Here is a 13,062-nt window from a genome sequence, read left to right as displayed (position 1 = left end):
ACAACTGGTGCGTCCGCTCATGACCAGAGTCAGTTCAACAATGTCACTAACAGCCAGAATCAAACCAATGACAATAACGATAATGACAATGATAACGATAATAATAACAATAATGGCGGTGGGGGCTACATTCCTGGTGGAAATTCCGGTGGGGGTGGCGTCAACAACAATGGAAGCGGCGGAATTTTTACTGGTGGAGCAACTGCTGGTGCTAACAGTGAAAATGGTAACGCGTCAGCAACAGTTGCCACAAATATCAATAATCCTAATTTGCCTTCCTCCAAGCCTTCTAATACAACTACCAGCTCCACCACAAATATAACGAAGCAGGGTAGTCAGAGCCCGGTTGAACAATTGAATGACAAATCAGGACAGTCATCTGAGCCAAATATTTCCACATCCCCAAAAAGCGGGGTAGCTAGGCCAAATGAGCATAATCAGACTAAATTAGTTAGATCGACTAAGGTAACGCAACCCGGCCGATTTAATCCCGAAAGTCGTACAAAAGCAAGACCTTATAAGACGACTTGGAAGAGAAGACAAAGACTTGATAAGGGGCAGCGCCGTGAAGTTGGGTATATGAAAGCTTATTACAAATATTACAGCGCTCAGTATCCAGATTTCCATTATGCAGGCGGCGGGGATTGTACCAATTGGAGTTCTCAACTTGCTCATATTGGGAGATATAAAAAGACCTCACGCGGCAAGGAAACTTATCATATTGTTCATGGATATCGGTGCCGGAATCCTAAAAAATGGTATGCTGGTGTTTATCGGAAAAAGGGCCAGCTAATAAAGCATAAGGCGTATTCAACAAGTTGGACGACTGTTGGTGGATTTTGGCATTATTTTGCTCATGTTAAGAAGCGCCCACACTTCGTTACACACTCTTTAAGAAGAGTCATGGCTCATGTGAGAGTCGGAGATGTTGTTCAATTTTTTGGACGAACTAGTGAGAAGCATAACTCGTGGTTTCACACTGTCACAATTTCAAAAGTAACAAAGCACATGGTTTATTATACCTCTCACGATAGGAATGCATTGTTTAAACCTTTGGTGAAGGCGAGAACTAGTGCTATGATTAGTAAGTATCGAGTCATAAGAATGGGGATCTAAATGATGAGTTTAAGTTTTAAACAACTGAGAAAGAGAATAAAAATGATTACTTCAATAATCGTTCTGACTGTCTTAACTTCTATGATTCTTTTATCTATTTCGCCGGAAAATACGGTTAGGATGACAATATTTTTATCTGGGCATCCCAGTTATGCTATTAATTGTAATCCAATTCATGATCCCGGACTAAGCACGGCAATGGATGCAAATATCTACACAATTCAAGATAAATATGGATATAACCGGTTTGGAATGAAACATGTAGTGCTGTTTGAAGTTCATACTCTCTTGATATTCCATACGGCTACAGCTACGTATCGATACTTTTGATGCTACCTAATACTTCCCTACTTGAACGAAAGAGAATTTTAACGAGGTGATTCGCTTTCAAGTCGGTAGAATGGATTAAGCAGAACGCCGATATCTATGACTTTGAGCTGAGTGCGGATGAGATGAAACTGGTCGATGGGTTGAACCGAAATACCCGGATCAGCCAAGAACCTGAAATGGTGTATGAGATTGGGCATCAGTATCCACATCATTAATATGTAATAAAATAAGACTTGGTCGATGAAATTCTATCATTTTCATCAACTAAGTTTTTTTATTTATTTTTTTGGAATTCACTGATAAATTGCATATTATGGAAAGAAATTATTTGTTTAAATTCAACATGTCGTTATGCATCGAGGAAGGCTGTTGCAATAATTTTTCAGAGTGCTATGACCGAATTTGGTAGGTTTAAAGTATTAAGAATGGGGATTTAATTATGAAAAGTTCAAAAAAAACATTTATTATATATAATCTCAGGAGAGGTTTCATTAGCGCTCTCGCAGTCATGTTTACGTGCATACTTCTGCTCTCCATTTCGTCTAAAAATACAGTTAGAATGACAATTGCACTACTTGGTCACCCAAGAACGGCACTACAGACAAAGCCGGTTCATAGCAATGAGGCAAGTTCTGCCTTGAAGGCAAATATTTATACAATTCCTATGAAAGATTCATTCAGTGGGGTGGGGATAAGCCATATTTCATTGTTTGAAGTTCATTCCATTCTAATTTTCCACATTGCGATACCAACGTATGATCATTTGGCATAGCATCCTTATGCTCTAAGCGACATCGGATTCACTAATTCCGAATCGATCGTTGCTGATACCTAACATTCAATTGCTATGTCCTACAATTTAACCTCAATTCAATATTTTGTGGCAACATGTTCGTTTGATGTTATGTAATAAGAATGGAAATCTAAAGATGAGCACGAAAGTGAAGAACGTAACGAGGATAGTCAAAACGATTATTCTGGGCATCTGCACCATGGCTTGACGGCATGATCTTAGGGCTAAGTAAAGCTATGGATACAAACATATACACAATCCAAGACAAGCATGGTAAAACCGTCTTGAAATGAGGCATGTGGTTCTATTTAAGATTCATAACATATTGGTTTTCCATATGGCAACAGCAACTTGTCGATATTTCTAAGTTGGATTAGATTGATGGCTTGACCCTGATTAACCAAACGCCTGAATTGATATATAAAATCTAAAATGTTCCACTTGAATAATGATTGGAAACTGGAAACAAATTCATACGCGAGGAGAATTAATCCTATTGAAATTCAAGGAATCCACAAATCACATTTTCAAACAGTTTAGCACTTATAAAGCAACTGCTGATCGTGGCAGTTGTTGGTCATTTGATATTTTTCTTGTACTGTTTTTTTAGTGTTTCTGTAAACACTATTCTTTCATTATTGGAGTAGTGCCTTGGCCTTGCATTCACGTTTGGGCTGATTTGACTATTTCGACCAGGAAGCCGAATTAATAAGAAAATTTTAGATTACTTTAATAGGACTAATAAGTAATTACCCAATTTTCGACGGTACTGTTTCCTATGTTTGTCATGCTGATCATCTGGCAGTTACAGCTGGTGCGATAACTATATGGAATAAATCAAGATAAGCCTCATTGGAAGCAAATCTGGCATCCTACTTTTCTTATGATCATTTTAACCCAGTGCCACATCCAGCACCATCATCAACGTGAACCCTGCCATAATCCCAAAGATTGCCCAGTGAGACTCTTCCTTGGTTCGGGCGTGAGCTTCCGGGATGAGTTCCTTACATGCAACGTAGATCATCGCACCGGCCGCAAATGAGAGCGCATAAGGTAACAGTGAGTTGACCGAAGCGACCAACAGTGCTCCTAAAACACCGGCAATTGGCTCCACGGCCCCACTCGCCTGGCCGTACATAAATGACCGAAATCGACTCATGCCACCTTGACGCAAGGGGATCGAGACGGCTGCCCCTTCTGGAAAGTTTTGCAGGCCAATGCCGATCGCAACCGTGGTGGCCGCCAGTAGCATTGCCGCCTGTTCACCATTTGGTGCGGCTCCGATGGCCCCAAACGCAACACCGACCGCCAATCCTTCAGGAATATTGTGCAATGTAATCGAGAAGACCAACAGGATCGCCCGTTTGACGGCTGCTCGGGAACCGCCCTCGGTTTTTGCATGTTTCAAATAAATACTGGGAATAATTTTGTCGGCCAGATATAGGAAAAAGCCGCCACCCACGAAGCCGATACCCACGACCAGCCAAGGGATGCGGTCCTGTTGTTCAGCCAAATTAATCGCCGGATCCAGCAGTGACCAAAACGACGCGGCAATCATCACGCCGGCAGCGAACCCGTACATCAAAGCCAGTGCATGGCTGCGGATGGTTTTGAACGCAAATACCAGTGCGGATCCCAGCGCAGTGACGCCCCAAGTGAAAAGAGTCGCGAATAGGGCCTGCTGCCAGGGTGAAAAGTTTAATAAATAGTCCATATATACCTCGCTTTATGTCTAAAGTTCAGCTCCTAACATAAGTATAACAAGAAATGATTTGTGAAAGCTACTTGGATGTAATGGACGCATCTTATAATCAAAGAGACTTTTAATGTCAAATCATACCCGATCAGCTATACTAAAGGTATGTAAAACAAATTTTTGAGAAATGGGATGATTTTGTGACAAAGGTTACGGCTTACTTGGTTCGACATGGGCAAACATACTTGAATATGTATAACAAAGTTCAGGGATGGATTGATTCCCCGTTAACTGAAAAGGGGATTCAAGATGCTAAGAGTGCCGGTAAACGACTTTCCAAGATTAATTTTGCGGCATCGTTTACGAGTGACTCTGGTCGGGCAATTGACACCGGAAAGCTGATTTTACGGGCTAATCCGCATAACATGAACATTGTAAGTTATCAATATCCCGAATTACGAGAACAGTTTCACGGTTATTTTGAGGGTAACGACTTAAACCAAATGTGGCAGTTTGTCGGTGCTCAAGTTCAAGAAACAACCGAGAAGGAAGTGTTGACCAACTTTGGTTTGGAGCGGGCGCGAGACTTAATTCATCGTGCTGATTTGTACAACAACGCCGAAAACAACGCCATGTTTTGGGAACGGTTGGATCATGGCTTCGATAAGATTCGTGAGAATACACATGATGGAGAAGACATCTTGATTGTGTCACACGGAATGACCATTCGTTCCATCGTCGACCGTTACGCACCAAAGTTAGACCTTGGCGTTGCAACGCAAAACGGAAGTGTTACCAAGCTGATTATTACCGATGACGATATCCAAGTTGAATACTTCAACAATCTCGGCGAGGTCTAGTTGTTTATCGTTGGTTAATATGATATATTTGTAGGACGTGTATTGGTCAGGACGATTGTTGCCCTGACCATTGTTTTTGATTTTGACGTTATATAGCTGAAACGTGTTTCGAGGCAACTCATACTGCCCGTCACACTCTATCATATGAGGTATTGATTAATGATTACAATTCAAAACATGGGACTTCAACTCTCAGGTAAAAAACTTTATGAAGACGTGAATTTAAAGTTCACGCCAGGTAACTGTTATGGCGTTATTGGCGCAAACGGTGCCGGCAAGTCAACCTTCCTTAAATTATTACGGGGGGACTTGGCACCAACGACTGGCGAAATTCACGTTGATAAGAATGAACGAATTTCCAGCCTAAGTCAGGACCATTATGGCTTCGAAGAGCAGACGGTTATGCAGACCGTCATCCAGGGCTACAAGCACTTGGCTGACGTCATGGAAGAAAAGGATGCCTTATACGCCAAGGCAGATTTTTCCGATGAGGATGGGATTAAGGCCGCCAACTTGGAGGCTGAGTTCGCTGAAATGGACGGCTGGAACGCCGAAGCAGATGCTTCACAGTTGTTACAGTCGTTGGAAATTCCAGAAGAGCTGCACCAACAATTGATGAGTGAATTAACGGAAGGCCAGAAAGTTAAAGTCCTGTTGGCACGGGCCTTATTTGGTGAACCTGACATCTTACTTTTAGATGAGCCGACTAACGGATTGGATGTCTATTCGATTGAATGGCTGGAGAACTTCCTAGCCGACTATCCCAAGATTACGATTATCGTGTCTCATGACCGCCATTTCTTGAACCAGACTTGTACGATGATGTGTGACGTCGACTTCGGTGAGATCCGGATGTACGTTGGAAACTACGATTTTTGGCTGCAATCCAGTCAATTGGCTGCTAAGATGCGGGCTGATTCCAACGCTAAGAAGGAAGACAAAATCAAGGAACTCCAAGCATTCGTTGCCCGATTTAGTGCAAATGCGTCCAAATCAAAACAGGCGACCTCTCGAAAGAAGCAGTTGGATAAAATTTCCCTGGATGACATAAAGCCTTCTTCACGGAAGTATCCGTTTATTAAGTTTGAAGAAAACCGGCCGCTGGGAAACGACTTGTTGCGGGTGGATAACCTTTCAAAATCAATTGATGGTGTTAAAATTTTAGATAACGTCACTTTCACGTTGCGCCCTGGTGACAAGACCGCTTTGGTCAGTCGAAATGACTTGGCAACGACCACTTTAATGCAGATTTTAGCCGGTGTCTTGGAACCGGATTCCGGTGAAATTAAGTGGGGACAAACAGTAGAGATGTCCTCATTGATGAAGGATTTTGCCTCGGAATTTAACAACAACGATCTACGGATTATCGATTGGCTGAGACAATTTGCCGAAAAGGGCAGTGACGACGATGCCTTTCTCCGCGGTTTTCTTGGCAGAATGTTATTCTCTGGCGATGACGTCAACAAAGAAGTCAAAGTGCTATCCGGGGGCGAAAAAGTTCGGTGTGTCCTCTCAAAGATGATGCTGCAGAAGGGAAATACCCTGCTGTTGGATGATCCAACCAATCATCTAGATTTGGAATCGATCACGGCTTTAAACGAAGCTTTGGTTGGCTTCCCCGGATCGATTATCTTCACTTCCCATGATCATGAGTTCATCCAGACGATTGCCAACCACATCATCGAAGTATCGAACAACGGCATTATCGACAAGGCCGACACAACCTACGATGAGTTCATTAACCATCCTGACGTACAGAAAAAACTAAGCGATATGTATGATTAGTTACCATTTGACGCCTTCTTCGAGGAAACTCGAAGAGGGCTTTTTTATTGAGGCGAGTTAGGTTGATTTGAACTCGATACACGTCAGACACGTTGTCTCTTCAAAAAGAACGTGTCTGACGTGAAGCGTGATTCTAAAAATGAGGTAGGGAGAAATTGATGATTAAACACATTTTCAGCGGTGCTTAATTTTAAACTTTTTTCAATTTGTCAAATTTAACGAACTTTTTTTAAGCTAATTCAATACACAAAATTCTGAACCAATATATAATCATAGTAAGAACAGTTAAGTCACTCATTGCATTGTAGGGGGAAAAACATTTGGTACAGGAGTTAGGCACGAAGGACTTGGGGACCTACGAGTACGTTTCACGGGTATACAACGAAAACATTCAACTTCCCGATTATAAGTTACCTAGAAGCGTTGAAGATGGCTCGCAAGTCTTATTCAACACAGATGTAATCAAGTTGACGATGGAAATTGAAGACCAGCGTGTTCAAAAAATTACGATTGAGACGCCAAAGCCTCAATCGTTAGAGTACATGCGGGTGTTCGAGGGTTTTGAGTTCGGGATGGAAGCCCTTGGTAATTGGATTAACACATATAACCGTTCAACCGTCATGCATATCAAAACAGGTGACGTGGTCAACGGCATCCTGGCTTGCTACGACACTAATAAGGATAATTTCTTAACGGTGAGTTTAACGCGAGCGGATGACTCTAAAAAATAAGCGTCAAAAAAATTGTCATCATTGATCGAATCCGATCATGATGACAATTTTTTTGATGTTAATTTAGTTTAACCCAGAAACTTCTGCGAACTTCTTAGCTGTACGAACCATGTTGGAAACAAAACCATATTCGTTATCGAACCAGGTTGCAGTCTTTACAACTTGGAAGTCACCATTTGAAGTTACTTCGGTAAGGGTTGGGTCATAGACTGCCCCGTGAGTATCGCCGATGATATCTGAAGACACAATTTCATCTTCATTCCAGCCAAATGCCGGGTTATCTTTGGTATGCGGCTTGATGGCGTCATTGACTTGATCGGCGGTTACCTTTGTCTTAAGCACGGAAACCAATTCACAAACGGATCCGTCAACAACAGCCACCCGTTGTGCGTGTCCTTGAAGGTGACCTTCAAGTTCTGGGATAACCAAGCCGATTGCTTTGGCAGCACCAGTTGAATGAGGAATGGTGTTGGCAGAGGCGGTTCGGTTGGGACGGAATTTCTTACCTTTAGGGCCGTCAAGAATCATTTGTGAGCTGGTAAATGCGTGAATGGCAGTCATTGTCCCAACTTCGAGGCCAAATTCCTTGTTCAGGAAGTAAGCCATTGGGGCCAGTGCATTGGTCGTGCAGGAGCCAGCGGAAATGATTTGGTCGTCTGAATCCAAGGTGTCGTCGTTAACGTTAAACACAATGGTCTTCATCGGACCAGCTGGAGCCGAGATCAAGACTTTCTTAACGCCGGCGTCCAAATGGGCTTGGGACTTTTCCTTTGAGGTGTAAAAGCCGGTACATTCGAGGACTAAATCGACGCCGTTTTCTTTAACCCATGGGATGTTACTTGCATCTTTTTCTGCATAAACACGGTAATTTTTGCCGTCTACCACTAATGAATCATCAGTTGATGAAATTTCGTAAGGCAGCGTGCCGTGAGTTGAGTCGTATTTGAATAGATAAGCCAGCATTGACGGACTGGTCAAATCATTAATGGCAACTACTTCCAAATCAGGGTCGTTAATTTCTAAAATACGACGTAAAATTAAGCGACCAATTCTACCAAAACCGTTGATTCCAATCTTTACCATAAGTCAAATCCCCCTTATAATCCTGGGTGACAGTCAGCGTGATGATTACCTTGTGTACAATCTTTCGTGATCATCAAAGACAGTGTAGCCGGATTTTGGGGGAATTTCAATCAAAGCGACTTGAAATACCCCATAATGAATCTCCGCATTGAGACATCGATTTTGGAACTCAAAGTAACGCAAAAGCGCCTCCGCAAATTGACTGCAGGGACGCTTAAATAAGTTAAATCTAATCCGATTCTTCGATATTGAGTTTCGTGTGTTTCTGCAGCCTGAAGTTCATAATCGCCGCAATCAACGCTGTCGCACTCAGCAACGTCGCCAGCAAAAAGTCGTAGCGACCACCCACAAATGAACGGGCGGCCAGACTGCCAGTCCCGTTATTTTGGCTGATGGCCATCACTGCAGCCATGATCCCAACGCCAATGGATCCGGCAAATTGTTGCAGCATGCTGAATAGTGAGTTCACGTCCGCCGTGTACTTCCGCGGCACGTTTAACATTGCATTGGAAATGGTGTTTGAAAAGCCCATGTTGAAACCAAAGCGGAGGAATGTGTAAATCAATAGGACGATCCAGGCGGTCAAGACGGTTTGGATGCCGAAGAATAAAAAGCCGCCCAAGGTCATCGAGCTAAGGCCCAGAATGATCGGAAATGCGTAACCCTTGCTATCGGCAAGGTGGCCGGCATATGGGGAAATAGCTGCACCGACCAGCGATCCTGGCAGCAGCACTAAGCCTGCGATGAAGGGAGAGCTGTGCAAAACGTACTGACAATAGACGGGGATCAGAAATGACACGCCAATGTTGACGAATTGAAGGGCGAAATAGGTGAACGCCGACAGCGAAGTCGACAGCCATTTCAAAATCCGGATATCCAACAGCTGTGTTTTGCCGTGGGTGTCAGAGTAGATGAAGACAGCCAGACTGATAAGGCCGATGATAAATGGGATCACAACTTGGCCACTCAGTAGTGAATATTTGCCGGCCTTGCTGACGCCGAAGACGAAGGAGAACAGGGTGGCTGCTAAGAAGATCAGACTGATAACGTCAAAGCCACCGGTTCCAACCGGATCAATACGTATGTAGCGGGAGCCTAGGTACCAGCTGATCACAATAATCGGCAGGATTAACCAGAAGATCATCCGCCAAGACATTGTCGACGAAATTGTGCCACCATAGGTCGGTCCAAGGGCTGGTGCCAAGGAGATGACCATCCCAGCTAATCCGGTCATGGAACCAATTCGCCCAGCCGGAATTTTATTAAAGATAATGTGGAACATCAGTGGCGTTGACAGCCCAGTGGCAATCGCTTGAATCAAGCGGCCACTCATTAAAATCGTAAAAGTGGGTGCTGTCGCGCACATGACGTCGCCGACCACAAAGGCAATCGCCGCCAGTAGATGAATAGTTTGTGACTTGAATTTTTTAAGTAAGTAGGCAGTGGTTGCCATGATAATGGTCACCATTAACAGGTAGCCGGTCGTAATCCACTGGACAGTGTCCAAAGTGACATTAAACACTTTGGTCAGTTCGGGAAAGGTCACGTTCATTGAGGTTTCGGTCAAAATCCCGGTGAAGGATAGCAGGGCGGCTGCTAACAGGGCAAGAAGCGTTTGGGTGCTGATTTTTTCGGTGTTTTTCATGGTGTCATCTCTTTCTGATTAGTTGATATCAATAATTCCAGAAAATTGGATCTGATAATGCGTGGTGGTGCTTATTTTCGAAAGCTGTGGAAACAGTCAAACACACTAATTTCACGGCAATAAAAAAGCGAGTGGCAATTCACTCACTTTGTTTCAAGTTACTTGCTTAAAGTTTCCCAATCGATGTCCCAGACCACGCCCATGGCTTTTTCGCCAGTGTGAACGGTGATTGCTGGGCTGATTGGGTACGTGCTGATCTTGGCTTCTGGGAAGTGTTCATGAAACGCTTCGACCCACGACTTGCTGAGAACCGGGTTATTGGCGTCAACGACGGAGATGCGCATTGGTAAATCAAAATCAGCTTTGGCGATCTCGTCGACGATGTGTTGAAGCGCTTGTTTCATTGTGCGTTCCTTGGCTTCAGGAACGATCTTACCTTCCTCATCAAATGTCAGGATTGGCTTAATCTTTAACATGTTGCCGAAAAATGCGGAAGTATTGGAAATCCGGCCGGTTCGTTTTAGATGATCCAAGCTGTCAACGACTAACGAAACGTTAATGGTGTCTCTGAGTTGCTCGAGCTTGGGGATGATCGTGTCGGCGTTGGCACCATCCAGCGCCATTTGACCAGCCAATAAGCAAAGATCAGCTTCACCGGCGCTGGCGATTTTTGAGTCGAACGGGTAGACCTTGATGTTGGTGACATTACGGGAGTATGCGACCAGGTTTTCATAGAAGGTCGTAATCCCGGATGACAAATTGACACAAATGGCTTCATCGTAACCCTTGGCACTCAACTGATCAAAGGCTTCCTGCATCTGGCCCATCGTGACTTGGGCGGTGGTTGGCAGTTTTTCATTCTCGGCTAATTTTTTCAAGAATTCCTGTGAGGTAATATCAACGCCGTCACGGAACTGTTCGTTGCCAAAGATGACGGTAATCGGTAAAACGGTAATGTTATATTTAGCAGCGACTTCAGGATCAAGATAACTGGCACTGTCGGTAATTACGGCTGTTTTCATTTCGAATATCCTCTTTTCGGGGTTGTAAATGTATTTTAACCCTTATCTTGGGTGAAAACAAAGATTGTCTGCAAAAAATAAGCCCCGGCGAGTGGCCGAGACTTGTTTTAAACTTGTAAATTAGTAGTTTCCTTGAATGACCAATTTCTTATTGGCAGTGATGTACGTGCCATTGCTTAATTGGTAACGGGTAGTTAAGTTATGCTTGACAAAGCGCTTAACGGTGATGTGGGTGCCTTTCTTGAAGGTCTTCACACGGCCGGTTAAGTTAACATGCTTGTAGGTATGGATGCCTTTCTTGTTGATGACGGTAATCTTATGACTCTTAGGCATTGTCTTGTAGTAGACGTTGACAACGTACTTCGGGTTGGCGGTGATGTAGCCAATCTTACCGTCCGTCTTAGAATTATGGTTGACGTCACGCACTTTGTAACGAAGGGCGCCACCATTAGACTTAGCGTAATCTAAGACGACAAACATTGGTCGGTTGACCCGTTTTGCCTTTGGATAAGTGGCAATTCGTTGCGATTTCTTGAAGTTGGCGTTGCGGTACATGTAAACTCGCTTGGTTGCGTATACAGCTGCACCTTTAACGGCGGCGTAATTTGGTAGGCCAGTGCTACCATCAGCCTTAGGTGGTGTGGTTGGGTTCCAAGCGTTGTTTGTTGGGTTAGCAGGCGCAGTACTGTTATTGGATGAACTTGCTCCGTTATTGTTGGGTGTCGGAGTTGGATTTGACTTGGCAGGAATTTTAACATTGAACGTATGGGTAATTGTCGAATCAATTCCGTGAGTGACTTTGAAAGTAACTGTTTTTCCAGCTTCTGCAGGATTATCAAGACCTGTAATCTTCCCATTAGAATCAATCTTGACGTTAGAGTCACCACCAGTCCACTGGGGATCAATATAACCCGTTTGATCCAATTGTAAGGTTTTAGCCCCTGAAGGTGCGGTTATAGTACTTGGGTCACTTACGTCAGTAATCTTTGTCGGCGTTGTTGCATCATTAAAAGCATAGGAATAACTAATATCCGGTGTATATTTACCGCTGCCATTAAAGAAGAAGTATGCCTGTCCCTTTAAACTTGCTTTTACAGGAGTAATCTTCACGATTGCAACATCATTTGGCTGCATTGTGAAGATGCCAGCAATTTCGCTATTATTTTTGGCAGGATTATCAGTGTCTGAAACAACTTTTAGATTACTGTTTGGGACGACTTTTCCTTCAGGATTATATTCAGCAACCTCTGTTTGGTAAGCGTCACTGTACCATTGCTCGTATTCATAGATAGCATTATTAAGCGTGTAGAGTTGAATTGAGTTCACTGAAAAAGGTTGATTTAGTGTATCATCATAATTAGAAACGGAGCTGGTAGGTATCTTCGTTGGCTGCAGTAATGTGTTTGTCTTCTGATAGAAAACATTGTCCGTATTGCTTAAATCATAAGTTGGTCCATACAAAATCAAAGTCCATTTACCTGCCACTCGATCGCTCAAGTCAAATTGATTATCATCTGCATGAGCAACAGTTATGACGTTGGATGTATTCGGTACAATAAACGTAGCCACTCCGGCAGTGGTAAATGCGAGAATGCCAGCATACAAAAATGGCAATAACTTAGATTTTTTCATAATTTTACCCTCAATCATTTTTATTTTTGAAATAAAAGCCCTCAGAATGGACATAAGAAAATAAGTCTCGGTGAAACCACCAAGGCTCTGTTGCAAAAATTAACCCCCCAGTGATCATTCTTGACTGACAAACTTCTTTCTAACCATAAAAATACCTCCCAATAATTTATTTAAAGATATATAAATTGTCGCTTAATAAGCAACAATATTAGACCGATATTACACTTATAACCGTTTGATAGAAGTAATCAAATCACTAATCAGATGGGAAAGAAAGCGATTTATTGGTCTGGTTTTAATCCAATATTAACATAATTATCATAATAAATATATACACATAAGTAAATATCATTTTTAATTGATAAGTTA

9 protein-coding genes and 1 pseudogene are annotated in these 13,062 nt (G+C 43.0%); 5 read left to right on the top strand and 5 right to left on the bottom strand.

The features are described from left to right. Together FC51_RS12350 and FC51_RS12570 are read left to right on the top strand one after the other, a co-directional pair. The coding region (locus FC51_RS12350) for an amidase domain-containing protein (RefSeq protein WP_191982920.1) at positions 1–1,116 on the top strand (1,116 nt) is incomplete at its 5' end. 380 nt (positions 1,117–1,496) lie between these two features. Beyond that, positions 1,497–1,661, top strand: a pseudogene (locus FC51_RS12570) (aldo/keto reductase); the annotation flags it as partial. 1,470 nt (positions 1,662–3,131) lie between these two features. On the opposite strand, the gene FC51_RS08575 reads toward FC51_RS12570, so the two are convergent. Next, positions 3,132–3,953 (bottom strand): ZIP family metal transporter, encoded by an 822-nt coding sequence (locus FC51_RS08575; RefSeq protein WP_057910731.1) that lies wholly within the window; start codon positions 3,951–3,953, stop codon positions 3,132–3,134. 182 nt (positions 3,954–4,135) lie between these two features. Between FC51_RS08575 and FC51_RS08570 the strand changes: the two genes are divergently transcribed. The 3 genes from FC51_RS08570 (at position 4,136) to FC51_RS08560 (ending at position 7,311) form a co-directional block, all read left to right on the top strand. Next, a complete protein-coding gene (locus tag FC51_RS08570) occupies positions 4,136–4,795 on the top strand; it encodes a histidine phosphatase family protein (protein ID WP_057910730.1) in 660 nt (219 codons plus the stop codon). A 159-nt stretch (positions 4,796–4,954) separates the two neighbouring features. Further along, a complete protein-coding gene (locus FC51_RS08565; protein WP_057910729.1) occupies positions 4,955–6,580 on the top strand; it encodes an ABC-F family ATP-binding cassette domain-containing protein in 1,626 nt (541 codons plus the stop codon). A 320-nt stretch (positions 6,581–6,900) separates the two neighbouring features. Next, positions 6,901–7,311 (top strand): hypothetical protein, encoded by a 411-nt coding sequence (locus FC51_RS08560; RefSeq protein ID WP_057910728.1) that lies wholly within the window; start codon positions 6,901–6,903, stop codon positions 7,309–7,311. Positions 7,312–7,374: 63 nt separating this feature from the next. Here FC51_RS08560 and gap read toward each other — a convergent pair whose 3' ends face one another. The 4 genes from gap to FC51_RS12130 all read right to left on the bottom strand — a co-directional run bounded on the left by gap (position 7,375) and on the right by FC51_RS12130 (position 12,693). Then, on the bottom strand, positions 7,375–8,394 hold the full coding sequence (gene gap, locus FC51_RS08555; RefSeq protein WP_057910727.1) for a type I glyceraldehyde-3-phosphate dehydrogenase: 1,020 nt from the start codon (positions 8,392–8,394) through the stop codon (positions 7,375–7,377). Between the two features lie 229 nt (positions 8,395–8,623). Continuing rightward, on the bottom strand, positions 8,624–10,039 hold the full coding sequence (locus FC51_RS08550) for an MFS transporter (protein WP_057910726.1): 1,416 nt from the start codon (positions 10,037–10,039) through the stop codon (positions 8,624–8,626). Between the two features lie 158 nt (positions 10,040–10,197). Continuing rightward, the gene (locus tag FC51_RS08545) at positions 10,198–11,061 is read right to left on the bottom strand and encodes a DegV family protein (RefSeq protein WP_057910725.1); all 864 of its coding nucleotides are present in this window, start codon (positions 11,059–11,061) and stop codon (positions 10,198–10,200) included. Positions 11,062–11,181: 120 nt separating this feature from the next. Then, positions 11,182–12,693 carry a DUF5776 domain-containing protein gene (locus FC51_RS12130; protein ID WP_081037560.1) on the bottom strand — a complete coding sequence of 504 codons (1,512 nt, stop codon included), beginning with the start codon at positions 12,691–12,693 and terminating at the stop codon, positions 11,182–11,184. Positions 12,694–13,062 lie beyond the last annotated feature (369 nt).

Source organism: Lentilactobacillus parabuchneri DSM 5707 = NBRC 107865 (assembly GCF_001435315.1).
Taxonomy (GTDB): domain Bacteria; phylum Bacillota; class Bacilli; order Lactobacillales; family Lactobacillaceae; genus Lentilactobacillus; species Lentilactobacillus parabuchneri.
The sequence above is the reverse complement of the archived record's forward strand: the minus strand, read 5'-3'. Positions and strand labels throughout refer to the sequence as shown.